The 25781-nt window shown below is 32.8% G+C and carries 25 protein-coding genes and 1 tRNA gene; 18 read left to right on the forward strand and 8 right to left on the reverse strand.

Translation table 11 applies throughout. The features are described 5' to 3' along the window. The 3 genes from LrDSM24759_RS06735 to LrDSM24759_RS06745 form a co-directional block, all read right to left on the reverse strand. Positions 1-734 (reverse strand): hypothetical protein (locus tag LrDSM24759_RS06735; protein WP_117118730.1); only part of this gene is annotated, 734 nt, incomplete at its 3' end. 107 nt (positions 735-841) lie between these two features. Beyond that, positions 842-1576, reverse strand: coding sequence for a DUF6612 family protein (locus tag LrDSM24759_RS06740; protein ID WP_117118731.1), 735 nt, complete (start codon positions 1574-1576; stop codon positions 842-844). A 114-nt stretch (positions 1577-1690) separates the two neighbouring features. Continuing rightward, positions 1691-2488, reverse strand: a complete 798-nt coding sequence (locus tag LrDSM24759_RS06745) for a DUF6612 family protein (protein WP_245953354.1) — start codon at positions 2486-2488, stop codon at positions 1691-1693. 118 nt (positions 2489-2606) lie between these two features. Between LrDSM24759_RS06745 and LrDSM24759_RS06750 the strand changes: the two genes are divergently transcribed. Then, the gene (locus LrDSM24759_RS06750; RefSeq protein ID WP_117118732.1) at positions 2607-4352 is read left to right on the forward strand and encodes a putative glycosyltransferase family protein; all 1746 of its coding nucleotides are present in this window, start codon (positions 2607-2609) and stop codon (positions 4350-4352) included. Positions 4353-4401: 49 nt separating this feature from the next. Here the strand turns inward: LrDSM24759_RS06750 and LrDSM24759_RS06755 are convergent, their stop codons facing one another. Then, entirely contained in the window at positions 4402-4833 is a 432-nt protein-coding gene (locus LrDSM24759_RS06755) for a PAS domain-containing protein (protein ID WP_117118733.1), read from the reverse strand. 134 nt (positions 4834-4967) lie between these two features. Between LrDSM24759_RS06755 and LrDSM24759_RS06760 the strand changes: the two genes are divergently transcribed. After that, positions 4968-5660: a 2,3-diphosphoglycerate-dependent phosphoglycerate mutase gene (locus LrDSM24759_RS06760; protein WP_117118734.1), complete on the forward strand. Its 693-nt coding sequence runs from the start codon at positions 4968-4970 to the stop codon at positions 5658-5660. An 87-nt stretch (positions 5661-5747) separates the two neighbouring features. Here LrDSM24759_RS06760 and rpsN read toward each other — a convergent pair whose 3' ends face one another. Next, entirely contained in the window at positions 5748-6005 is a 258-nt protein-coding gene (rpsN, locus tag LrDSM24759_RS06765) for a 30S ribosomal protein S14 (RefSeq protein ID WP_117118735.1), read from the reverse strand. Positions 6006-6175: 170 nt separating this feature from the next. Here rpsN and LrDSM24759_RS06770 point away from each other — a divergent pair, with 170 nt between their 5' ends. From LrDSM24759_RS06770 to LrDSM24759_RS06825, 12 genes are all read left to right on the forward strand, one after another. Next, positions 6176-6604, forward strand: coding sequence for a GtrA family protein (locus tag LrDSM24759_RS06770; protein ID WP_117118736.1), 429 nt, complete (start codon positions 6176-6178; stop codon positions 6602-6604). A gap of 12 nt (positions 6605-6616) precedes the next feature. Further along, positions 6617-8350, forward strand: coding sequence for a putative glycosyltransferase family protein (locus LrDSM24759_RS06775; protein WP_194008001.1), 1734 nt, complete (start codon positions 6617-6619; stop codon positions 8348-8350). 10 nt (positions 8351-8360) lie between these two features. Then, positions 8361-9293, forward strand: a complete 933-nt coding sequence (locus LrDSM24759_RS06780) for a glycosyltransferase family 2 protein (protein WP_117118737.1) — start codon at positions 8361-8363, stop codon at positions 9291-9293. Between the two features lie 105 nt (positions 9294-9398). Then, positions 9399-10274, forward strand: coding sequence for a GRP family sugar transporter (locus LrDSM24759_RS06785; RefSeq protein WP_117118738.1), 876 nt, complete (start codon positions 9399-9401; stop codon positions 10272-10274). Between the two features lie 128 nt (positions 10275-10402). Continuing rightward, entirely contained in the window at positions 10403-11287 is an 885-nt protein-coding gene (locus LrDSM24759_RS06790; protein ID WP_117118739.1) for an aldose epimerase family protein, read from the forward strand. Between the two features lie 144 nt (positions 11288-11431). Beyond that, positions 11432-12526, forward strand: a complete 1095-nt coding sequence (locus tag LrDSM24759_RS06795; protein ID WP_117118740.1) for an LCP family glycopolymer transferase — start codon at positions 11432-11434, stop codon at positions 12524-12526. Further along, positions 12526-13149, forward strand: coding sequence for a glycerol-3-phosphate acyltransferase (locus tag LrDSM24759_RS06800; protein ID WP_117118741.1), 624 nt, complete (start codon positions 12526-12528; stop codon positions 13147-13149). The genes LrDSM24759_RS06795 and LrDSM24759_RS06800 overlap by 1 nt, the downstream gene beginning before the upstream one ends. A gap of 89 nt (positions 13150-13238) precedes the next feature. Continuing rightward, the gene (locus LrDSM24759_RS06805) at positions 13239-16169 is read left to right on the forward strand and encodes an LTA synthase family protein (protein ID WP_117118742.1); all 2931 of its coding nucleotides are present in this window, start codon (positions 13239-13241) and stop codon (positions 16167-16169) included. Positions 16170-16418: 249 nt separating this feature from the next. Beyond that, the gene (tyrS, locus tag LrDSM24759_RS06810; RefSeq protein ID WP_117118743.1) at positions 16419-17684 is read left to right on the forward strand and encodes a tyrosine--tRNA ligase; all 1266 of its coding nucleotides are present in this window, start codon (positions 16419-16421) and stop codon (positions 17682-17684) included. Positions 17685-17750: 66 nt separating this feature from the next. Continuing rightward, positions 17751-17823: transfer RNA gene (locus LrDSM24759_RS06815), tRNA-Thr, on the forward strand. A 36-nt stretch (positions 17824-17859) separates the two neighbouring features. Continuing rightward, positions 17860-18513: an HD domain-containing protein gene (locus LrDSM24759_RS06820; protein ID WP_117118766.1), complete on the forward strand. Its 654-nt coding sequence runs from the start codon at positions 17860-17862 to the stop codon at positions 18511-18513. Between the two features lies 1 nt (position 18514). Continuing rightward, the gene (locus LrDSM24759_RS06825) at positions 18515-20185 is read left to right on the forward strand and encodes a putative glycosyltransferase family protein (protein WP_117118744.1); all 1671 of its coding nucleotides are present in this window, start codon (positions 18515-18517) and stop codon (positions 20183-20185) included. Positions 20186-20243: 58 nt separating this feature from the next. Here the strand turns inward: LrDSM24759_RS06825 and LrDSM24759_RS06830 are convergent, their stop codons facing one another. Continuing rightward, positions 20244-21554, reverse strand: a complete 1311-nt coding sequence (locus LrDSM24759_RS06830; RefSeq protein ID WP_117118745.1) for a C1 family peptidase — start codon at positions 21552-21554, stop codon at positions 20244-20246. A 153-nt stretch (positions 21555-21707) separates the two neighbouring features. Here LrDSM24759_RS06830 and greA point away from each other — a divergent pair, with 153 nt between their 5' ends. Continuing rightward, complete coding sequence (greA, locus tag LrDSM24759_RS06835) at positions 21708-22169, forward strand: transcription elongation factor GreA (RefSeq protein ID WP_117118746.1); 462 nt, start codon at positions 21708-21710, stop codon at positions 22167-22169. A 392-nt stretch (positions 22170-22561) separates the two neighbouring features. On the opposite strand, the gene LrDSM24759_RS06840 is transcribed toward greA, so the two are convergent. Both LrDSM24759_RS06840 and LrDSM24759_RS06845 read right to left on the reverse strand, forming a co-directional pair. Beyond that, positions 22562-22888: a PTS sugar transporter subunit IIA gene (locus tag LrDSM24759_RS06840; RefSeq protein WP_117118747.1), complete on the reverse strand. Its 327-nt coding sequence runs from the start codon at positions 22886-22888 to the stop codon at positions 22562-22564. Beyond that, positions 22889-23209: a PTS sugar transporter subunit IIB gene (locus LrDSM24759_RS06845; protein WP_117118748.1), complete on the reverse strand. Its 321-nt coding sequence runs from the start codon at positions 23207-23209 to the stop codon at positions 22889-22891. It lies immediately after the preceding gene. 159 nt (positions 23210-23368) lie between these two features. On the opposite strand from LrDSM24759_RS06845, the gene LrDSM24759_RS06850 reads away from it, so the two are divergent. The 3 genes from LrDSM24759_RS06850 (at position 23369) to LrDSM24759_RS06860 (ending at position 25765) form a co-directional block, all read left to right on the forward strand. Beyond that, positions 23369-24670 carry a Y-family DNA polymerase gene (locus tag LrDSM24759_RS06850; protein ID WP_117118749.1) on the forward strand — a complete coding sequence of 434 codons (1302 nt, stop codon included), beginning with the start codon at positions 23369-23371 and terminating at the stop codon, positions 24668-24670. After that, the gene (locus LrDSM24759_RS06855) at positions 24663-25019 is read left to right on the forward strand and encodes a hypothetical protein (RefSeq protein ID WP_117118750.1); all 357 of its coding nucleotides are present in this window, start codon (positions 24663-24665) and stop codon (positions 25017-25019) included. The genes LrDSM24759_RS06850 and LrDSM24759_RS06855 overlap by 8 nt, the downstream gene beginning before the upstream one ends. Before the next feature lie 74 nt (positions 25020-25093). Further along, complete coding sequence (locus LrDSM24759_RS06860; protein WP_307718915.1) at positions 25094-25765, forward strand: CPBP family intramembrane glutamic endopeptidase; 672 nt, start codon at positions 25094-25096, stop codon at positions 25763-25765. Positions 25766-25781: the final 16 nt, after the last annotated feature.

Raw genomic sequence — 25781 nt, forward strand, 5'->3', positions numbered from 1 at the left:
AAAGTTAATTTATTTACCTGATTGATATCTGTTAAATGGATACTAGTTGTGCCATTAGTATGGGCTAAAGTATAAAAGACCTTGTAATCAACTAATTTTTTCTGACGATTAATTTTAATTGTAACATCAACGTGCTTAATTTGACTGGCATCGCTACTATTATCACCACTAGCAACTCTTTGAATGCCTTTGATTACCTCCTTATCATTACCCTTATAAGTTAAAGTATAGCCATCTAAACCATCAAGATTAACTTTAAATTTATTCATTGCAGATTTAGATAATTTACTAAAATCATGACCAGTAAATAATTTCTTATAAGTTGCCATCGAAGTACTGATAAAGGTATTAGTTAGTGAATTACGTTCCATGTAATTCCATTGTCCATTATTTAAAAAGTAAAACTTATTACCAGTAATCCATGTTTCTTGTTCTTGATCCTTATTTTCGGGAACAAAACGATTGGTAATATGAACAGTGTTACCTTTTACTTCGTAATTTAAGGTTTCACTATTTTTCTTTTTAGCATTTTGCTTCGTTATAATAGTTGATCTAATGGAATGTATATTAGTTTTAGCGGCTGAATTTAAAGCATCTTGTGCACTTGGTTTAGAAAAGTGTAAGTACAAGAGTCCTCCAGCAATAATAATAATTAAAACAACGAACACCCAACTGATAATCGCACCAGCATGTCTTTTGGCCTTTTTTTGTATAATTTCTTGTTTTTCATCCATGTTAATTCATTCTCCTAAATAAATTCTCACAAATAAAATTTAACTTTAATTAAAATATTAGTCAACAAAAAATAGCTCTTTCTACTAGAGTGAGAGCTACTTTATTACTATTCTTCATATTCTTGTGCATCTTTTTTGACTTTATTAGGAATAGTTAAGTTTTTAACGTTATTTACATCATAGATCGAAATCGAAGCTGAGCCACCATCTTTAAGACGGGCAGTTGCATTAAGATCACGTAAATGCTTATTACGATCTAGATGGATAGTTATGTTAACATTTTTGGCATCTGAAATTACAGTCTCTCTAATTTTTTTGTTGTTACCACTATAAGTTAAAGTATAGCCCTTAATACCATCTAAACTAACCTTAAATAAATTTGTTGCTGATGCTGGGAGATCAAGGAACTGCTTGAGATCTGTACTTTCTTTGACTTCATCATGTGCCTCAGAAAAATCATCATCGTCACTGTCTGAGTAATACCATTTACCATTATTTGAAGACATATATGCCTTATCTTTGGTAATCCAAGTACTAAGTTTTTTAGATTCATCGTCTGCTTTAAGAATAACATTTGAGTGGACTACGTGATTGGTAAATTCAATTGCAGTGTTGTCTTTAAGGTCATCAGATTTAACCATAATGTGTGCTCTTAGTGAATCTACTTTAGCATTTTTTGCCGTAGCCATTGCTTGAGATGCAGATGGTTTAGTCATTTCTAAAATTAAGAAAATAACTCCACAGATGATAACTAAACCTGCAATAATACTAGCAGCAATAATTCCAGCGCGGTTTTGCTTAGCCTGCTTTTGTTGTGGATTAGGTTGTGTATTTTGATCCATTTTACTTTCTCCATTCATTCTTCCAAGTTTTGATCAAACAAAAAGTCCAAGGTAAAAACTTTGGACTTTTATTTATTAATTAATCTTAGCATAGGAATACTAAAAATAGAATTTTTATTTTGATTGCTTACTTACATCAATTGCATTTTTTTGAATATCAGTTGGAACGGCCAGGTTAGCGTGTTGACCTAATTCATCATATTTTAAATTCCAGCTAAAATCATAACTACCATTAACAGTAAAATTAGTATTAATTGTGATCTTAGTTAAGGCTTGAGTCTTTTTGTTAAATGTATAGTTAACTGAAATATTTTGTGGTTGCCCGGCGTTAATCATTTGGACGATTTGCATATTTTGTGTTCCAGGAGTATTTAAAGTGTCGATAATTAGATTTTCGATACCTTTCCAAACTTCATCACTACTACCACTATAAGCTACTTCGTAAGTATTAGCATGAGTTGTAACTAAAGCAGACTTGGCAATTGTTTTGTTCAATGATTTGAATGTAGCAGGCTTAAATCGTCTAGTGACTTGATCAGGATCAAAGTTATTGGCTGAAGCTCCTGTTTTGATCCATTTACCTTTGTTTTGTTCTAATAAAAGATACATCGTGTCTGGGGTAAGCCAAATTGATTCGGTTTGTGTTTTTCCTTTATTAGTAAGGGAATAATCAGTATTAATCAAGGAAGTACCGTTAAAGTAACCCTTTAATGAGGCATTTTCCTTCATGGCCTTTGACTTAATTTCAGTAGTATAATGACCATTCTTGATGCCTTTATTAAAATTTTTACTGATTAAACTTTTAGCAGTGGGTGAATTACTACTATTAGATTTTTTACTACATCCACTAACACCTAAAATAATAAATAGGGTAGTTAGTAAAGTAGCAATTGTTAATAATTTTTTACGCATAATTATCCTCTTAACTCTTTTCTCATTTGTACTTCTCAATATTACATTATTAAGATTAGCACATGTGGGATTTAAAGAATATGATATAATCAAAAAATATATTATTTTGGAGGAAATAATGAATAAAGAAGTTATGGTTAATGGATGGCCTAGAAAAGCAATTGAGTATTTAATTGTGATTTTAGTCATTTTGATTACCGCTAGTGCCCTAATGTTTTGTCAGTTGCAACATCATGTAGGTTTGATTCTAGCGGATACTTTATTTCATGATAATAGGATTTATGATACGGCTCAGCAGCTATTACATCATAATATTTCATATTTTCAAATGAATTACGGTGCTTATCAAAGTGGTAGAGTAATAAATCCTATTTATGGCCCATTTTTTGCCTATTTTTTAGGCGCCTTGTTACTTTTTGCCGGTTCTTGGTTCAGATTTCAAGTATTAACTAATTACTTGCTTTTTTTGATTGGTGGTATTGGGATGTATCACTTAGCTAAAAAGGCTAAGGCCGTAAGCTGGGCAGCAGGACTAGCTATGTTATTATTTTTAGTTACTGGCTATGTGGCATATTGGATTCAAGGGAATACCTTTAACTCCTGGGGTGCAGTGTTAATGCCATATGTATTAATTGAAGGGCTTAAAATGATGCAGGCCAGGGGAAAACAAATTAATTGGTTATCTCTTGGACTGATAATGGCAATTATTGCTCAAGTTCACCTCTTAAGTATTATTTTTTCATTATTAGCATTAATACCATTTTTTATTTATGGATTAATAATTAGTAATAATAAAAGGGAAATGCTAGTTAGTGCTATTAAGGCAATTTTATTGTTCATAGTTTTAACAGCTAACGTATGGAGTGCCTATTTATTACTGTATACGACTAACCACATGTCGCCTACCTTTGCTTATCCTCTCTTTGATACAGCAATGCATCTAGGTTCAAGTACGGTAAAAGGAACAATCCTTTTTTCTACTTTAGTAATCTTTATTTTGCAGTTGATTTATGTATTAATAAATGCAAAGAAACAAAAATTGAATTTGTTTTTAACCCTGGAAGGTACTATCTTTTTTATATTAAGTTCACAAGTATTTCCATGGCAGTTCTTTGATGCACATTTACCTTTTTTTAGAACTTATTTACAATTTCCAAATCGATTGACTGTTATTGCGTATCCTTTACTTTATGTTGGCGTAGCTCTCTCCTTAACTCAATTATTGAGGATGAAGAGTAAGTTAGGTAAAGGTATTGGTGTTATGAGCTTAGTTTTGGTTGTGTTAGCGATAATTTTTAATATAAATGCAAATATATTAAAGAATACACAACAAACGATGGGAGTTGTTGCTGCACCTCATGCCGCACGATGGAGTCGAGACAGAGACTTGAATTTACTTATAATCAATCTTCCAAGTTTTAATCCTGAATATTTGCCTTTGCATGATAATATTAACGGCGCGCATATTAACATAACACTTAACAAAAAATTATATATTCCTAATCGAGACCATTTCCATAAAGAAGTTCTTGCTGGTGGTAAATTAAAGATTATGTGGCAGGCTGATAAAAAGCAAAAAACAAGCCTACTTCCGATAGTGATGTATCACCAATCAAAATTAGAAGTAAATGGTAAAAATAAAGGTCAAATTAAGCACTACAATGCAATTGGAATGCCAGTTGTAAAAAATAAAGTGGGAGAAAATGAAGCTGTTTTAACTTTTGTAACGCCACACTGGTTTACAGTCTTATTAATATTGAATCTTATTAGTTGGGTTGTAATCATAATTTTTGCAAGTTATCAGGTAATAAGATTTTGCTTAGAAAAGCCTAATTTGCTAACTGATAAGAGAGTAAAGAGTTAATTAAAAACGCTGTAAAAGAATTGAACTTTTACAGCGTTTTTTACGTGATTTATTTTTTCTTTAAAACGTTTAAAATATTACGCCATTTACTTCCTTTAACCTGATATTTATCAACAGGTTGAGTTACTTCAATGCAGCCAATATATTTGCCGTCTTCGTTATGTAAGGCATAAAAAGAAATACTAATTGGCTTTTTATCATGTGTGACTACTAAGGAAAGAGACCCGCGCTTATCATCATGCATTTGTTCAAGTACTTGTTTAACATGTCCTTGTGAATGACCTGGATGGACTTCATAAACAGTTTTACCTATGTCATCTTCAGTTCGTTTAAAAAGTCGATGTTTATTCATGGAAGACCAAACAACTTTATCATTTTCGTCTAAGACGTCAAATTCTTGGGGAATAGTATTAAAAATAGCATTAAGCATTTCCAAATTAAGATGACCACCACTTAATTTGATTTCTTCTTTTTGATCCATAATTATTTTAACCTCATTTCTACAAGCCATATTTTACCACACTAAATTAGAATAATTTTCACATTAACTATGAATTTTTACTTAGGACGTGTAAAATAACTAGTGTATATATGATTTAAAAGGAGATATTGTTCATGTCTAAGTTAGTATTAATTCGTCATGGTCAAAGTGAATGGAACCTTTCAAACCAATTTACTGGTTGGGTTGACGTTAACCTTTCAGATAAAGGTGTAGAAGAAGCTAAAAGAGCTGGTAAGTTAATTAAGGAACACGGTCTTGAATTTGATCAAGCTTACACTTCATTATTAACTCGTGCTATTAAGACTTTACACTTCGCATTGGAAGAAAGTGGTCAACTTTGGATTCCTGAAACTAAGACTTGGAGATTAAACGAACGTCACTATGGTGCACTTCAAGGTTTAAACAAGAAGAAGACTGCTGAAAAATACGGTGATGACCAAGTTCACATTTGGCGTCGTTCATACGATGTTTTACCACCTGAAATCGAAGATGATTCAGAATACAGTCAAGCACATGACCGTCGTTACGCAGACCTTGATCCACACATTGTTCCTAAGGCAGAAAACCTTAAGGTAACTTTGGAAAGAGTTATGCCATTCTGGGAAGATCACATCGCTCCAGATTTACTTGATGGCAAGAACGTAATTATTGCTGCTCACGGTAACTCACTTCGTGCTTTAACTAAGTACATTGAAAACATTTCTGATGAAGACATCATGGATGTTGAAATGAAGACTGGTGAACCAGTTGTTTATACTTTCGATGATCAATTGAACGTTGTTAACAAAGAAAAGCTTGATAAGTAATTATTGAGCAAAGCAAAAAGCTTCCGACTTTTGTCGGAAGCTTTTTTATTAGGTTTATTAATGTTAATTTTTAATTTATTGTGTTGATTACCAACTAGCCTTTTTAACGCCAGGAAGTTGTCCCTTGTGTGCTAGTTCTTTGAAGCGTAAACGTGACATGCCAAATTTGCGCATGTAGCCGTGGGGACGACCATCATATAAATCACGGTTGTGGTAATGAGTTGGACGAGCATTACGTGGTAATTTAGCTAAAGCTTCAACATTACCTGCTTCTTTTAATTCGTAATATTTTTTAATTAATTCTCTTTGCTTTGCAGCTTTAACAATTTTTGATTTTTTAGCCATATATCTTTCCTCTCTGTCTTAAATTTTTATATTGCTAATAAAAAGTAAGTATATTGTAGTAGGTATTTGATAAATTGTCAACTAATATGAGAAATGTTTGTTGCAAAAAAAATTATAGAGTAAAATAACTATTATATTATTTTGATGTAATTAATGAGGTTAAGTATCTAATGAAAGAAAAAATTCAAAAGCTCTGGGCTTCTGAAGATTTTAAACAATTAGTAGGCTATGTTTTAATCGGACTTTTAGGGTTAGTAGTTGATTTCGGTGTATTTTTAATTTTAACCCACTTTTTTAATTTTAATGTAGAATGGGCCAATTTTATCAGTTCTAGTTGTGGTTTAATTAATAACTTTATCTGGAATTCTTTTGCTAACTTTAAAGTCCACGATAAACTCTTACTAAGATTTATTTCATACTATCTAGTAGGGCAAGTAACCACACTGTTTACAACTTTATGTTTATTTATTTTTGTAACTAAATTAGGTTACGATAAATTTGTAGTTAAGGTGATTGCTACTTTTGTAGCAACTTTGATTCAATTTGTGATTAACAAAGTAATTACTTTTAGAAAAGATCAAAGTAATACCGTAGCATAATTAGGGTGAATAATGAAAAAATCAAGAATTAATTGGTGTAATATATTTAGTTTTTGTCTTCCTTATCTTGCTATTTTGATCTTAACAACCCTCATTATTTCTAGCCAACTACTTTCACATGCTACTTTTATTACTGCAGATCGTTATTTTCATTTTAGTCGCTTTTATGATGCAGCCCAGCAAATAAAAACGGGTAATTTTAGCTACTTTCAAAATAATATTACGGCCATGCAGAGTGGTCGCATTATTAATGCACTTTATGGACCATTTTTTGCTTATCTTAATGGACTCTTAGTTTTGCTCTCGGGCAGTTGGTTTACCTACCAAATTATAATGGATTACCTAGTTTATTTAATTGGAGGTATGGCAACTTACCGGATGCTAACTAAAGTAAAAGTTAGACAAAGTACTGCTATTTTATTGAGTCTACTTTACTTAACATTGGGAATTATGCCAGGCTGGTTACGTGCTGATAATTTTATGGCTTGGGGCGCAGCTTTAGCGCCTTATGTTGTGATGTGTGGCATCGATATGATCCAAGATAAAAAGAATCCCGTTCATTGGCTAAAATTAATGCTGATCATGTCTATCGTTGCTCAAATTCACCTATTGAGTACAGTCATATTAGCTGCTAGCTTAATACCATTTGCACTTTATGCGCTAATTGTAGATGATAATAAAAAGCAGCTTATTCTTAATTTAGCTAAAGCAGTTGCCGGAACGTTAGTTTTAACGGCTAATATTTGGGGTGCCTTTTTACTTTTATATAGTAATAATAAAATTGCTTTACCCAAAAGTTTTAATTTGAATGCTAGTGCTATTCATTTTAGTACAAATGGTAGTGAACATAGTCAATTACCGGTGCTAGTATTTTGTTTATTAATAGCACAAATAATTTATGTCTTTTTCCATTTAAAGGAAAACAAGTTAAATACTTTTGTAACTATTGAAGGTGCAATTTTACTGTTGTTAGCTTCAAGAATCATGCCCTGGCACTTAATCCAGCACTTATTACCGGGATTAGGGCAGTCGTTTCAATTTCCTTATCGCTTAGTAGTAGCCGCCTATCCCTTATTATTTTTGGGAATGGGGCTTACTTTAGAGTCCTTAACTAAATACAAAAAAGAAAGATTTATTGTTTTAACTATCTTAGGAGCAAGTTTACTTCAAACTACTATTTTTACTTATCAAACTAATTATGCTCTAACCAAAATATATAATAATCCCAATCGGGTAGCAGTGTTAACTACCTATTATCAAATTGATAATCACCGCCTTGATATTAGAAAAGCTACTAATGGAAAAGATATGGGGTTACTTTTTAAAGTAATTAATCGAACTGAACCAGATTATTTGCCAGTTTATAAGCAAAAATTACGACCTGATACGGTGAATTTATTGTATCGAACTGATATTATTGACCAGTCTTTGGGGTATAATTATTTTGTACGTAGAAGTTCTTTGAACTTAAGTTGGGTAGCCAATAGAAGTGGCCAAGTCCAATTACCAATCGTGATGTATCAGCAATCTCGCTTACAAGTTAATCATCGGGTAATTAAACCTAAAAAGTTAAGTCCAATTGGATCACCAACAGTTCAACAAAAAAAGGGATATAATATAGCTACTTTAACCTTTATGGTTCCCCAATGGTTCTGGTTGTTAGTAGTTATTAGTGTAAGTGGCTGGCTAGTTTTAATCTTTTATGGTTTAGGAAAATGTATATTTTTAATCAGACGATTAGAATAGAGGAGTTCTAATGAGTAAATTATCAATTATAGTACCTTCTTATAATGAAGAAGAAGCTATTCCTTATTTTTATCCTGAGGTGAATAAGGTCCTTGCAACAATGCCAGGTGTTGAACCCGAATATTGGTTCATTAATGATGGCTCAAAGGATAATACCTTAGAGGAACTAAGAAAATTACAAAAACAAGATCCAGAACATGTTCATTATGTTTCGTTTTCCAGAAACTTTGGTAAAGAAGCAGCACTTTATGCAGGATTACAATCGGCAACTGGAGACTATGTAGTAGTAATGGATGCAGATTTACAAGATCCACCTAAGTTTTTGCCAGAAATGTATCAATTACTCCAAACAGGAGAATACGATTGTATTGGTACACGGCGGGTAGATCGTACTGGCGAAGGAAAGGTTAAATCTTTTTTGTCAGACATGTTTTATAAAGTCGTAAATAAGATTTCTAATACTTCAATTGTTCCAGGTGCGCGTGACTATCGCATGATGACCCGCCAAATGGTTAATGCTGTTTTAGATATGCCTGAGTATAGTCGTTTTTCTAAAGGAATTTTTTCTTGGGTTGGTTTTAGAACTAAATATCTTGATTACCATAATGTTGAACGTGTGGCGGGAGAAAGTGACTGGAATACATGGTCCTTATTCAAATATGCCATGGATGGCATTTCTGATTTTTCTCAAGCGCCATTGAATATTGCTGTTTGGATCGGAACTTTTGCAGCAGTCCTGTCAATTTTAGGCTTTTTATTTGTGATTATCCGTCATTTCGTTGAGCCTGGTTCAAGCGTATTTGGCTGGGCTTCATTAGTAAGTATTATTTTATTAATTGGAGGCCTACAATTACTATGTATTGGAATTTTAGGTAAATATATAGGACGCATTTATTTACAAGTAAAAAATAGACCAATATATGTTGTTCAAGAAAAGAAATAAAAGGAGACTTCTATAAAAGTCTTCTTTTATTTTAAAATTGAATTTGCTAAGTAGACCAATAGTTGATAAAATAAAGCAGTTACAAAAAGTTAGGGAGAGAATTTTATGAACTACTTAAATTTACTCATCTTATTCTTGCCAGCAATTGGTTGGGGGTTGATGCCACTAGCAATTGCAAGTGTTAAGAATAGTAATGTTTATAATCAAATTGTCGGAACTGTGGTGGCTGCCTTTCTTTTTGCTGTCATCGTAATGCTTATTGCACATCCAGCACTTAACTGGCCACTTTTCTTATTTTCAGTATTAGCTGGTGCCTGCTGGGTAGTAGGTCAAGTAGGACAATACATTTCTTATTCACGGATTAGTGTTTCCGCAACAATGCCAATTTCAACTGGTTTACAATTAATTGGTGTTCCTTTAGTTGGGGTAATTGCTTTCCATGAATGGCAAACTACTCAATCAAAGTTATGGGGCTTTTTCGGAATTATCGTTTTAATTATTGGTGTGATCTTCACTTCACGTTCTGATGAAGGTACTAGTGAAGGCGGTAGCAAGAATCAATGGGGAACATTAATTCTTTTGATTTTGACTACTTTTGGTTATATTGCATCAAGCTCAATTCCTAAGGCTTTACAGGGTTCAAGTATATCTATTTTCTTTGGTGAAACTGTCGGAATGATGATTTCAGTCTTTATTTATACTTTAGTAACTGGTAATTTGAAAGCCTGGGCTCAAAAGACTACTGTTCTTAGTGGTAGTGCGGGTATTCTTTATGGAATTGCTAACCTAGCTTATATTTATTCAATTGGACCATGGGGAGTAAATACTGCCTTTGTAGTTTCTCAACTTTGTGTAGTTATTTCGACTTTAGGTGGTTTAATCTTCCTTCACGAAAAGAAGAGCAAGCGTGGCTTGATTTATACTTTAATTGGTTTGGTTTTGATCGTAATTGGTGCATTCCTTACCACTGTTATTCAATAAAATAAAAGGACATCCTGGAGGGTGTCCTTTTTAATGTGATGATAGGTACAAATTGACATATTAAGTTATCCATGATACTTTCAACTTGAGTATGGATGAATAACAAAGTAGTTTTAGGAGGATCGTTAATGTTAACGATTGAAAATGCGCTATTAAAAGTGGAGATTGATGAGGTTGGCGCACAAATTTCTCATGTAATTGATAAAATGGGGAATTTTGACTATATCTGGAATGGTAGTCAGTGGCCATATCATGCCCCAATCAAATTTCCCATTATTGGAAAACTAAATAATCAAGGTCAGTTACAAGATAAAATTGACAAAATAAATGAAAATGGCTTTGCTTATGATATGAAATGGACAGTGGTTGATAAAGGCGATGATCGGGTTAGTTTGACACTAACTCAAAGTGAATCAACCTTAGAAGATTATCCTTATGAATTTAGCCTGATGGTTACTTATAGTTTGACTGGTAATCAGCTACAAGTTGATTTTTATTTAAAAAATACTAATTCACAGGCAATGCCTTATAGTTTAGGATTTGCACCAACTTTTAATGTGCCATTTATCCCTGATGGTACTAGGCTAAATTTTAATAATTACGAATTAAATTTTATGCCTGAAGTACAAACTTTGTCTCACTTAGAATTAACACAGGAAAAATTTTTAACTGGTAAAGAATTACCAATAAATGATGCGATTAAAAGTCGATTGCCTTTAAACTACCAAGAGTTTAAAAATGGTCCTATCTTAATTTCTAACGCTGGTCTAACTGAGGTAAGTTTAAATAGTCAGAATTCTGAACATCAAATTCAGCTCACCCTGGAAGATTTTCCTTATCTTGCTGTATCAACTTTAGGAGAGCAAGAAACGCAATTTATTTCTATTGAATTAATGAATGGGTTACCAGCTTTAAGTAATCAAACAAATAATGAAGAGAATAATTTAAAGCAGCATCAAGTATTACCACCTGATCAAGAAGCAAAGTTGACTACTAATATAACATTTAAATAATTAAAATTAATATAAAAAGCACAATATTACAGTTTGTATTGTGCTTTTTTTGTATTATTCTATATTAGTAAAATAATTATCAAGATATTTTATTATGCTAGAGTAGCTAATAAATTAATTTTTAGAAAGATTGAGACACGATTTATGGATTATAAACCAACAGAATCAAGGGTAGAATTAAACAAAAGAAAAAAGCAACACCACCCTTGGAAGTGGTTCTTCATTATCCTTGCTTTAGTAGTAGCGGGGGTGGGAATTTATGGCTTTTCTATTTATAACAAAACCAGAAATGCCATAAATAAAACTTATGATCCAAGCAATGCTGTGACTCAAGATAATTTTAATGGCAAAAATTCGTTTAATATACTCCTGATGGGAACAGATACTGGAGCTTTTGGTCGCCATGAAAAACGTGGAAATTCAGATACCATGATTTTAGCTACTGTAAATCCTAAAAAAAATAAAATTACTTTAATGTCTATTCCTCGTGATACGATGGCACAAATGATTGGTACTGATAGTTTTCAGGTTCAAAAGATTAATGCTGCCTATAATATTGGTGGGGCTCGGATGGCAATGCGCACAACGAGTAAAGTACTTAATGTACCGATTAAGTATTATATGGTAATGAACATGGGTGGTATGCAAAAGATTGTTGATGGTGTTGGTGGAGTAGATGTTAAAGTACCACTGACTTTTTCTTATGGCGGTTATACTTTTACTAAAGGAAAAACCATGCACCTAAATGGTAGTCAAGCTCTAGCATATTCACGAATGCGTTATGATGATCCTCAAGGTGACTATGGCCGACAAATGCGTCAAAGACAAGTAATTATGTCGATTCTTAAACACGCATTTTCTTTAAAAACTATTCAAAATCTTGATTCAGTGTTAGATTCTACTTCTAATAGTGTGAGAACCAATTTAACCTTTGATTCAATGGTTGCTATTGCTAAAAATTACCGTCATTGTACTGATAATATGAAGAGTGATTATCTTCATGGAGCTGGAGCAATGATTGGTGGTGCTTCATATCAAGTAATGAGTGATAAAGAACTTCAAAGAGTTTCTAACATTGTGAGAAAAGAAATGGGATTAGGGGATGTTGATTTAGATAATAATGAAACTTACCAAAACTCTAAAAATCCCGACTTTAATTGGAGTAGTGGTGATCCTAACCAGATTTATTATATTTATAAACTAGACAGTGATAGTTTATGGGAAGGTGACGATGATTAATGTTTAGACTCTATTCCCTTTTAATTGGATACGTATTTGGTAATATTCTTTTTGCCATGGTAGTGGGAAGGTTTTTATTACACAAAAATCCAACTAAGTTCGGCTCTAAAAATCCAGGAACTGCTAATGTTGGAGCTGTTTTTGGTAAAAAATACGGTATTATTACCTGTATTGGCGATTTGAGCAAAACCTTAATTGCTTTATTAATTGTCTTCTTTCTTTACCACGGGAATCATGATGCTATTGCTTTTTGTGGCTTAGGAGTAGTATTAGGCCATTGTTTCCCTATTTGGCACCATTTTTCTGGAGGAAAAGGAGTTGCAGTTTCCATTATTTGGATCTTGTTCTTTGATTTCTGGCCAGGAATTGTTGCCTTATTAGTAGGCCTTTTCCTAGTAATTATCATGAAAGACTTAACATGGCCGCCAATTATTTTTATGTTAGGTTACAGTCTTTATGTAGGTTTTACGATTAATTGGTATTGTGGTGGTGTCTTTTTACTAGGAACGGTCGTTATGATTTTTAAATATCGTAATGATATTGTGGCTTATTTCAAAGGTCAAAGTAAAAAAGTTGATATTTTAACTACAATCAAGAAGAAATTAGGAAAAAAGGTATCATGATTTAATGATGCCTTTTTGTATTATCTTGATAATGTATAATGGAAGAGTTAATAATTATTTGAAAATAAGAGAAAATAAAAGGATGTTTTATGTCTAAAAGAATCTCAAGAGTAGTCGCATATTTACTTAGCATTGGATTAATTCTAGCTATTTGGGGCAGCTTATTTTTTAATCGTCCCTATAATCCTAATAACATTGGTCTTTATCAGACTGGTAAATATGGTGAATTGCTACTAATTGTATTTGGATTTATGTTACTAGGAGCAGTTGATTTGCCAATTAACTTTAGGCAGGGAGCTAAAGTTTGGCTAACAGGTTATATTGGCTTATTTATTGTACAAGTAATTATTTGTGCCATCAATTATGATCAATTTAAGATGTGGCAATTATTTGGAATGTTTTTGCCAATTATTTCTGGAGTAAGTCCAATATTTACTGGATTAGTAATTTTCTTCTTTTTAAAAAAATATTTTGCCACTTTTTTAGATCACTTTACTTATCAGCAAAGTGGGATTATTTTAACTTTTATTTCTTTTTTAATTTGGGCTATTAGTGGAACTGGAATTGGTCTAGCTTCTAACGTATTTGGACCTTTACTAATTATCGCTGGAGTATGGGGAATGTGGCTTAAACGCCAAGAATACAGTTTAAGAAGGGCGATTATTTGCTTTATCTGTTTTATTGGTTTAAGTGGATTCATTATTTGGTCAAATCAAACTTTACTATTACAATTTCCAGATGTACAAAAAAGTATGCCAGCTGGAATGACTTTTTTAGATTATCCAGTTTCGGCCGTGATGTTATTAAGCAGCGGTTTGCTATTTTATAGTCTTAAAATTTTTGTACCATTTATTAAGCAATTCTTATTCAATAATATTTTTTTAGCACTAATAATTACGGGATCACCAATTTTTATTACTTACTTTAATTATTTACCAAGTGGGAAAAAGGTCCGTTCAATTGTAATCTTCATTTGCTTATTATTGGTGGTATTTTATAGCGTAGTAATAGAGTATGGCTTAAATAAATTAAAGTTAGGACGAAAAATAATCCAAGTATTTGATCAAGATAATCTTGGCAAATTAATGGTTAATATTTGGAAGAATGTGAAGAGTTATTTGGGTCGACACAAGTTATTCTTTTGGACATTCTTATACTTTATCATTCTAGCTTGGCTATCTATTTTTATTGTAAGCAAGCAGGGAAGAATAGATGGGCTCAATAGTCAAAATATTTTTTGGTATATTTTAGCGCAACGGATGTTTGTGCCTGTCTTAACAGCATTATTTTTATTAGCACTTTTTGCAATCATTCTCTTTATTACCACTCGCTATTGGGTTTCCCTTTCTTTAGTTACTGTTATCATTCTAGGCTTGGCAATTGCAGATCAAATCAAGATTTCTTTACGTGGAGAACCAATATATCCTACGGAATTAAAAGAAGCTTTGAATGCAAATACGTTACTGGGGATGATTGATCCAAGTATTATTATTGCTACTGTTATTGGACTAGTAATAATTATTGGAGTAACGATTTTTTTGGAAATAAAATTTCCTCATCGTGTTGGTTCAATTAAATCGCGCTTGATCGGCTTTATTTTAGGAATTTTACTATGGTGTACACCATCACAATTTAATAATCCAAATACTCCAATTTATTATCTAAGTCGCGCTTTCGATAATAACCCAATTTATAGTGCTCCAACGGTTGATGCTGAAATTAACGGCCCTTTATTAATGCTTTTTGATTATAGTAATGTGGCCACAATGGATAAACCAGCCGGTTATTCTCAAACAGCAATTAGGAAAATAGAACAGAAGTACCAAAAACAAGCTAAAATTATTAATCAAAATCGGTCTAATAAATTGGGTAATCAAACCATGATTTTTAATTTGAGTGAAAGTTTTACTGATCCTCTTAATTTTCCTACTGCCAAATTAGCATCTGGGGTAAGTGACCCGATGAAATATATTCGCACTTTAAGTGAAACTACTACAAGTGGGAAAATGCTTAGCGGTGGTTATGGTGGTGGTACAGCTAAAATGGAATATGAGTCCCTAACTGGTTTTAATATTGGGACGTTAAAAGGACAAATTATGCCATATCAGCAAATTGTTCCAAGCTATCCATTTTATCCATCATTAGGGATGAATTATGCGTATTCGAGCGCTATCCATCCATTTTTTGGAACATATTATTCACGTCAAAGTGTGTATAAAACTTTTGGCTTTGATAAATTTGTATTTATTGGATCAAAATATAAAATTCATCACCAAAAGAAACTCGGAAAATCATGGTATTTATCTGATGAAACTCTTTATCGAAATGCTGAAGACCAATTAGCTGAGCATAAAGGCTCACAATTTATTAATTTGATTTCGATGCAGAACCACTTACCTTATAATAATTGGTACTCACACAATGAATATCTTAATAAAATTAAACTTGGTTTACCTCAGACTTCTGGAATTGATCCTCAAAGTTTTGCTACTTATACTAAGGGAATACAGTATACTGATCAGGCAGTAGAAAACTTTATTAAACGAATTGACAAAATAAATCGACCGATAATTTTTGTTTTCTATGGTGATCACTATCCTGCAATTATAGATCAAAATGAATTAAATAATTATCCAATTCAATTACATGCTACGAATTACTTTATTTATGCTAATAAATATGCACGTGAACATGGTGCGAAGAATAAGGTAAGTAATAGTAAATATGTAAGTACAGCTGATTTTATACCAATGGCCTTAGAGCAAGGTAATATCAAGGTTTCCCCATTTCAAGCTCTTTTAACCCAGGTTCAAAAAGAATTACCGGCAATTACAATTAATTATAAAGCTGGTTCAGGGATTGAATTTGTAGATCAAAATGGTAAAGAAGTTTCAGAGAAATCTTTGACTAAAAAACAAAAGCAGTTGTTGCATGATTATGAATTAATTCAATACGATATGTCACAAGGAAATGGTTATACTTTAAAGGCGAATAAGAGTTTTTATAAGTCGGCTAATTAATATTGACTTAACGCTTTTTCTCCCTTATTATCTTAATTAACGAAGTAAATAAAATAGTTCAGTGTTCAGAGAACTAGCGTAAGGGTGCGAGCTAGGCAGGCTATTTTGTTGAAGTACTTAATGGAGTGGTTTCCGTAACAACTATTTAAGGCGCAATTGCGCGAACGTGGGTGGTACCACGGCTAACGAAGAACTTTAGTCGTCCCTAGTCTTATATGACTAGGGACGTTTTTTGTTGGAGGCAAAACTATGGCAAAATTTGATATTTTAGAAGATTTAAAATGGCGCGGGGCTATTAACCAAGAAACTGATGCTGACGGTTTGCGTGAATACTTAAAAGATCATGATGATCTTGCCCTTTACTGTGGTACAGATCCCACAGGAGATTCTCTTCATATTGGACACTTGATTCCTTTTATGATTTTAAAGAGATTTCAAATGGCTGGCTACCATCCAGTAATTTTAATTGGTGGTGGAACTGGGGCAATTGGTGATCCATCTGGTCGAAAAACTGAACGTGTATTACAAACTGCTGAGCAAGTTAAGAAAAATGAAGAAAAGCTTACTGATCAAATGAAGAAGTTATTTGGTACAGAAAACTTCGAAATTGTTAATAACGCTGACTGGCTTGGTAAATTAAACATGATTGATTTCTTGCGTGATTATGGTAAGTTCTTCCAAGTTAATAATATGCTTAATAAAGATGTTGTTGCTTCACGTCTAGAAAATGGTATTTCGTTTACTGAATTTACCTACCAAATTTTACAAGCAATTGATTTTTATCACTTAAATAAGGATCATGGTGTGCAATTACAAATTGGTGGAAGTGATCAATGGGGCAATATTACGGCCGGAATTGATTTGATTCACAAACTTGAAGGACAAGAGCAAAAGGCGTTTGGTTTAACAATTCCATTAATGCTAAAAGCCGATGGTACTAAATTTGGTAAATCAGCTGGTGGAGCTGTTTGGCTTGACCCAGAAAAGACAAGTCCTTATGAATTCTACCAATTTTGGTTGAACCAAGATGATCGTGATGTCATCAAGTACTTGAAGTACTTTACTTTCTTATCACGTGAAGAAATTGAAGATTTAGCTGAAAAAGTTGAAAAGGAACCTTGGAAACGTGAAGCACAACGCCGTCTGGCTGAAGAAGTCACCAAATTTGTGCACGGTCAAGAAGGTTTAGAAGAAGCACAATTTATTACCCAAGCACTATTTAAGGGGAATGTGAAAGATTTAACTGTTGATCAAATTGAACAAGGGTTTAAGAATGCACCAAGTGTAGAAGCTACAGCAGAAGCTAAGAATATCGTTGATTTCTTGGTTGAAACTAAGATTGAACCATCAAAGCGTCAAGCTCGTGAAGATGTTTCTAATGGTGCGATCTATGTAAATGGTGAACGTCAAAAGGATACTGACTTCATTGTTGAACCAGATAGCGCTTTTGATGGTAAGTTTGTAATTATCCGTAAAGGTAAAAAGAAATATACTTTAGTAAGAATTAAACGTTAAATAAAAACTGCAAGTACTAACTTGCAGTTTTTTGTATATAAGCAATATGCTAAAATATTGCTACACGCTACTTTAGCTCAGGAGGTAGAGCACCGCCGTGGTAAGGAGGAGGTCCCCAGTTCAAATCTGGGAAGTAGCTTATAAAAAGAAAAAGTAGAAAGGAGAGAAGCTAGTGATTGATTTGGAAAAAGTTAAATTGTTTGCTAAAAAGCAACTACAAGACGAAAGAACGGGACATGATTTTTATCACGGTCAAAGAGTAGCCCATTTAGCCGAAAAAATGTATTTAATTGATAACCCACAAGCTCATAAAACTAGCCGCATGGTTGCGATAATTAAAACTGGAAGTTATCTGCACGATACTATTGATGAAAAAGTATGTGATAGGCCTGAATTAGTAATTAAGGATATCAAACTTTTACTTGAAGAAAGTGGCTTTGAATCTTTAGAAATTGCAGATATTCTATTTACTATTCAAAATATGTCTTTTTCAGCTAACATCGAACATAGGCATCAATTGCCGCTTTCAGGTCAATATGTGCAAGATGCAGATCGCTTAGAAAGTTTGGGAGCAATTGGAATTGCACGAGCTTTTACCTATGGTGGAAAACACGGAAATTTGATTTATGATCCTAAAATTAAGCCAGTAACCTTGCTAAATCATGATCAATATCGTAACCATAAAGAAACGACTATCAATCATTTTTATGAAAAATTATTCAATTTAGAAAAATTGATGAATACGAAGTCTGGTAAAAAAGAGGCACATCGAAGAACTGAGTATATGCGTGGTTTTATTGCTGAATTTATGAATGAATGGGAAGTTTAAAGTGACAAAAATAAAGAGTTGGATAAAAGAAAATATTTTTAGTGAAATAGTGTTTATTTTAACCCTGATTGCAATTTTATTGCTGATAGGTATGCGGGCAATTCCAGGTGGGTATGATCCTAATTTCCATATGGCTCGTATCCATACACTTGCTAATAATATTGCGGCAGGTCATTTCCCTAATCCCATTGGATTCAATTATTTAGGCGGTTTAGGATATGGCGTAGGATTTTTTTATGGTAATTTTTGGTTATATCCCTTTGCAATTTTAGTAGCACTGGGCTTGCCGGTTTATTCTGTTTATCGCTTATTAGTAGTTATTTTAGCAATTGGCGCAATGATAGCGATTAATTGGTCAACTTATCAATTAACGAATAGAAAAGAAATTGCTGCAGTTATAATGCCATTTTATGTTTTGAATAATTACTATATTAGTATGGTTTTTGGGCGTGCAGCAATCGGAGAAGCTATTGCGTATATTTTTATTCCGCTTATTATCATTGAGACTTTAAATATTATTACTGGTAAACCAGTTTCTTACGTTAAATATGGATTATTAATGGCCGGCTTATTAGTAAGTCATTTGCTTAGTTTCATGATGGTGCTAGGCCTAATTATACTATTCTCATTATTAAATATTGTTACCTTACTTCGCCATCTTAAAAGACTTCTGATAGTTATTAAGGGTGGTGTAATTGGAGCTGGAATTAGTGCAGTATTTTTATTACCATTAATCCAACAATATTTATTTCAACCTTTTAGAAATACTGCGGTCGATGATCAAGGTAATTTAATGCTTCCAAGTTCTAGTTTGAATTTAGTTACTGCCATTAATCCCAAATCAATTAATTTGTTGCAACAAGGCTATGTTGGTCCCTTAATTATAATCTTGGTTATTATTGCTATTATTTTTTGGTTAATAAAAATAAAGCAAAGTACTATAGAGGTGAGAACGATTTTAATTTCGACATTATTTCTTTCCTTGATACTTTATTCAAAAGTGATAGTTTTATTTTTGAGTGACCATGTAAAAAGTATCAACGTGATGCAGGAAATGTGGCGTTTGAACCTACTTTTAATCCCCTTATATCTGTTTTTAATTGCTACTTGGATAGCAAATTTAAAATTAACGACAAGCAAAATTCTAGGCATTATTAGTATTTGCCTTTTACTTATCAGCTTTGCTTTTACCTCCAAGATAACCTTAGGATTTGTGCGGGGACGATATCAATTATTGCAAATTAATTATCAAACTAATTATGGTATTAGTCGTGGAGAATATTTACCTAAAGCATTTGTAAAGTCTTATCCTGATTGGCGTGATATGACTCCAAAAAAGGTGGTCGAGAAAGAACCAGGAGTAAAAATAAAGACTAATAATTACCATGAATTAATTTTGAGTGTACCAGGAAAGATAAAGTCTGTAGTTATTCCAAAGCTGTACTATGTTGGTTATCAATATCAAGTAAAAACTAAAAATAAACTAACTTCATTTAAACTCGTAAAAGAAAATGCAGAAGGGTTAGGAATAGTAAAACTTACGCCAACAAGAGAGTCAAAAGAAGTTATTGTAAAATATAAACAAACTACTTGGGCAATTTTAGGATGGATAATTTCTGGATTAACTTTATGCTTTTTGGTAATTAGATTAGCAATTAAAAAAAGAAAGTAAGTAAAAATAGCTAGTGGCTATGAAAAAATCATAACTACTAGCTATTTTTATTTATTAATTAAGCTAATGAATCCCACGGAGCAAGTTCAATTGGAGTAGATTCAGCTAATTTTCTTTGATCGGCTGTCAAGAACTCCTTACGAACCACTACTTCATAAACAAATTCATTAAACCAGTTATTGCTCATCGTAAAGTAGCCTTTGCGTCCGGATTTATCACCCCAAGAATTTTCTACCTTCCATTTACGAATTTCGCCATTGTCTTCATCAACACCAACTAAGGTCATGGCGTGACTAACACTACCTTCACCAGTAGCTAGTCGTTCTGCTTTGGTCATTTGGGTGTCGACTTCAAATAGATCATCAGTTTTGTAAAGTTCGGTATCTAAGTAACCAGTTTTACGATCCATTTCTTTCAAAACGTCATTACCAAACCAAACACTTTCGCCATCTTTTAATTGGTTAATAGCTGCAGAACGTAAGTATTCCATTGGTTCATTTAAGAAAGTAATGGGAATACCACCATTAACATTGTCTTCATATGGTAAAGAATATAATTTGTTATATTCATGATCGGGTGCATTAGTTAAGCAAACGTAATCATCAAAATTAATATTCCAATATTTATTGAAAAACTCAGTTGGCGTTAAATTCTTATCTAAGTGAAGTTCTTTATTATCATCACGATACTCAAGATCAAAAGTTTTAGGTGGCTCACCAACTGCGATTGCCGTCATCCGATAAATTTCACTTAAAAATTTTTTGCGTTTCTTTTCTACTTCTTCGGTTTTACCAGCATTGACTAATTTACGTAAAACTAGAGCATCTTTTCTTTCTTTACGAGCCAATGCATCACGTAAAGCAGCTGTATGGTCAGTGTTAAAACTCTCTGGCATTGCATAAGAAGGAACAACACCATATTTTTTAACTAGTGAAGCAGCCATTGCCCATTGCCCGCCATCGGCACCAGCAAAATCAAAATATGCTTGAACAGTCCGATCGTTTAATGGCTTATCGGCAGAAGCAATAATTTCATCATAAAAAATATTTGCTCGTTCGATTTTGTCCCAGAAGAAATTATATGCTTGGGATAGAGTAAAGTTTTTGGCATGATATTTTTTACCAAAATCATGGCGCAAAGTATTTAATGTGGCAAATAACCAACAACGTCCTGATTGTTTTTGATTAGTGACATTATCTGTTTCTACTTCAATTGAAAAAGTATCAGTTAGGCGACCAACAACATCTGGGTTAAATGATGCTTCTAGTAACCCATTACGCATTGCGGCCCGAGAGACAACTTGATTTCTGGAATTGTGAAAATCAGTCCGGAAATCTTCTATTTCTTGAAAAGATAGTTCGTGAGACATATGAAACTCCTTTTAACTTTTTTATAATTTATAGCTCTTATTTTACATCATTTTTTAATAATTGCGAGTTAAACTTATTTCCATAAATATTTTTGTTAAAAGGATTAAACATGATACACTTGATTAAAATAATGGAGGAATTTGAAAAAAATCATGGTTTATTTTCAAAAAATGACCCCAGAGGGTTATCAAGAAATAGAAGCAGAAATTAAGCGTTTAAAAAAGGATCGTCCGCGTAGAATTAAAATCTTGCAAGAGGCAAGAAGTATGGGTGATCTATCTGAAAATTCTGAATATACTACGGCTAAACAAGAATTGGGGCACTTACAGAGTCGATTGCGCTATCTTGATAAACAATTAAAATATGCGGAAATTATTGAACAAAAAACTGATGGAACAATTGATTTGGGTTCGGAAGTCGAATTAAAATTTGAAGATGATGATGAGGCTGAGAATTATAAAATAGTAGGGAGAATGGAAGCAGATTTAGCTAAAAATAAAGTTTCTTTTGATTCTCCACTCGGGCAAGCCCTTATGAAACAAACTGCTGGAGCAGTAGTAACAGTAGAGGCTCCGGCAGGCAGTTATCAGGTTAAAATATTAGCAGTAAAGTAACAAGTGCAAGTTATGAATACAAAAAGGTCTTGGCTATTTAGGCCAAGACCAGTAGATTATATCGTGGATTATGAAATTATAAATTACCAAATAAGTTTTTCTTCCGGTTGAGTATAGTATATTTGAAAAATTAATTTGGACGGTAATAAATAATCATTTTATATGCCTCACCTTACCTTTCTTCATACTAGCTAATAGGTTTCCTTGATAATTTTAGGACTAAAATAAAAAATCAGGAAATAATATGACTTAAGAATAATTAATATAATAAATAGAAACAAAAAGAGACCTAGTTTTAACTAGGTCTCTTTTTGTGATGTGAGTTTTCACTAACTATTTTAACCTTAATTTGTTAAATAGTCTAAGACTTTTTATAGATAAAAAATATTATCCTACTTTTTTGATGCCAATTTTTGATATAAAGCAATTATTTCCTGAGCAAGATCAATAAAGGTAGTTGCAGTCATCAAATGATCTTGAGCATGAATTAAATAAAGATTTAGCGGGACAGGAGCACCACTAGCCTGCTGGCTAAACATGTCTTTTTGGATAAGATGGGCCTTATTTAAAGCTTGGTTTGCTTCTTGCAAGTAATTATGCGCTTGTTCAAAGTTGTCTTTTTTAGCAACATGAATAGCTTGCATGGCAGCAGCTTTAGCATTACCAGCTTCAATAATAAGTTCCATGGCCATTTGATTATTTTGTTTTTCTTCTGACATTTAATTATTTAAAAGGCTTTCTGCCTGCGCGAGTACTTTTTCACCGTCCATCATGGCATAGTCTTGCATATTAATGACCGCGACTGGGATGTTAGCAGTACTAGTCTTTTTTTGAACTTCTTCTTTCAAATATTGAATTTGTGGACCTAGTAACAAAACATCTGGTTGGATGGTTGGTAGTTGGGTTTCAATTTCACTTATTGAGCCAGTAATAATTTGATAATCTTTATTATTTTTTTGAGCAGCCTGTTTCATTTTAGATACTAGGAGAGCACTTGATAACCCTGATACACAAGCAATCATAATTATTTTTTTAGCCATTAACCTTGCTCCTTAATTTTATTTTGCTTAAGAGGCTTTTATTATAGCAAGGATAGGCTAAAAAATAAATAAACCTTACCTTTGCTCTTGAAAAATCAGCTTAAAAAAGTGTAGAATTTATACGAACACATGTTCTAAAAATGCATAAGAGGCGATTATATGTATGATTATCGTTATGAGCCGAAACACTTAATTTTCATGATTGACAATAAATCTTTTTATGCCAGCTGTGAATGTATTAGACTTGGATTAAATCCAATGACAACTGCTTTGTGCGTGATATCAAGGCAACCTAATACTAATGGTGGATTGATTTTGGCTTCTTCTCCTTTAGCCAAGAAGAAATATGGTTTAAAAAATGTTATGCGAATGCGCCAATTACCCAAAGAAACTGAAACTCCCGATTTATATCGAGTTGATCCGCATATGAATCTTTACATTAAAAAGGCGCTAGAAATTAAACAAATTTTTTTGCATTATTGCGCTGAGGAAGATCTTCATACTTATTCAATAGATGAAAGTATGCTCGACATGACCAAATCATGGCACCTTTTTGGGAAGGATCCTTATGAAGTGGCACGCAAAATTCAAAAAGAAATCCATGATAAGCTAGGTTTATACACTACCTGTGGAATTGGTGAGAATCCTTTATTGGCTAAACTGGCAATGGATATTTCTGCTAAACATCGCCTTTCAATGATAGATTTTTGGCATTATATTGAAGTTCCAGATACTATTTGGAAGATCAAAAATTTAGAAGATGTTTGGGGTATTAACAAAAATACTGCTCATCATTTACGTAAACTAGGAATTCATAATATGTATCAATTAGCTCACTTTAATCCCGATCGCTTACATCGTGAGTTTGGTATAATTGGTGATCAATTATTTGCAATGAGTTGGGGTGTAGATCGAAGCATCATTAGCCAAAAGCCCAAAATAAATGAAAAAAGTTATTCTAATTCCCAAGTTTTAGAAAGAGATTATCAAGTGCAACGCGAAATTGAAGTAGTTTTACGTGAAATTGGGGAACAAGTGGCGGCCAGAATTAGGAAACGGCGCCTGCAGACAAGTTTGATTACCCTTCATATTGGTTATGCTTTAAGTTGCGACTCGAGTCGGGGTTTTACAAGGAATGAGCGAATTGCTCCTACTAATAATAATGAAAAATTAACACGTGAATTAATTGGAATTTTTCGAAATAATTGGCACGGGGAACCGGTTAGAAGAATTGGAATTAGTTATGGCAAATTATCCCCAGAAAATTTGCAACAGTTAGATTTTTTTACTTCTCCTCGGCATCAGATAAATGCTTTTCAAATTGATCATACTATTGATCGCATCCGAAAAGATTATGGCTTTGCGAGTGTAGTAAAGGCTTCAAGTTTATTACCTGGAGCTACTGCAATTAAACGAAGTAATTTGGTTGGTGGGCATACTGGAGGTAATGCCTATGAATGATGATTTTGATGCTCGTATTAATGCCTTTTTTAAGAATTACCAAGATCGGGGCATGATAAAATGGGCTGGATTTTACTTGAGCGACCATACTGCCCAAATAAATACTGATTATCAAAAAAGAAACCAAGTTGTTAAAAAAAGGCGATCCATGTCCTTGCAAGAAATAGGGGAACAGCTGATGTGCGCCTTTTCAACACATAAAAGAGTAAAGGTACAATTGAAAATTAAAAATATGGAAGCTCAATATGAACCGGATATTGAGGGATGGATCGAAGGTTATGATGAGGATGAAGTAGTGATATCAGGACAAAAAATAAAATTGAGCGAAATAAATAACATTTTACTATGAATTTTAATTATGACACATCTTTAGGCCAAAATTTTGTTATAATCTAAACGATAAAAAAAGTGAGAGGTAAGGATGTGGCCAGCTTGAATACTCCAGCATCACGGCAAGGTAATTTTACTCGTTATGCAGTTTATTTGGTCTTATACCTAATAGTTTTAGGTTGTAAGAGCTTAACAATATTTCACAATAAATTTCATCTATTTGGTATGATCTTATTTATTCCGATAGCTGCAGTAGTGTTACTTTTTTATATTCGCCAATTTAACCATGAACAAAAATATTTTGTTAAAAGTTTTAAATTATCTTTTTTAGGGGACTACACCTTTACCTTTGGTATGACGCTGATCATTATTGCAGCGAGAATTTTATTTACTTATTTACAAGCCAAGGGCAGTCTGCCAAAACTTACTTTACAAGTGCATTATCTCGATCATGAGTCTAATTCTTTATATTGGTTTTTAATTTTTGCAATTGGTATTGTATTCCCCACCCTCCAGCAATTTTTAACTAATGGCTTTTTCTTTAATTATTTTTTCCGTGAAAGTACGATGTTAAGCAGTGTTTTGGGAATAATGGCTTCAGGACTGTTTTTTAGTATTTTAAATTTTCAATTTTCTCTTCCAATTTTGATAGTTAATTTTATTTATGGAGTACTCTTTGCCTGGAGCTATTTATACACACAATCCCTTTGGATTCCAGTTTATCTGAGCATATTGAATGGAATTTTAATGGTAATAATGATTTAACAGAAAAAAGAGACAT

The organism is Lactobacillus rodentium, assembly GCF_003423665.1.
Classification (GTDB): Bacteria; Bacillota; Bacilli; order Lactobacillales; family Lactobacillaceae; genus Lactobacillus; species Lactobacillus rodentium.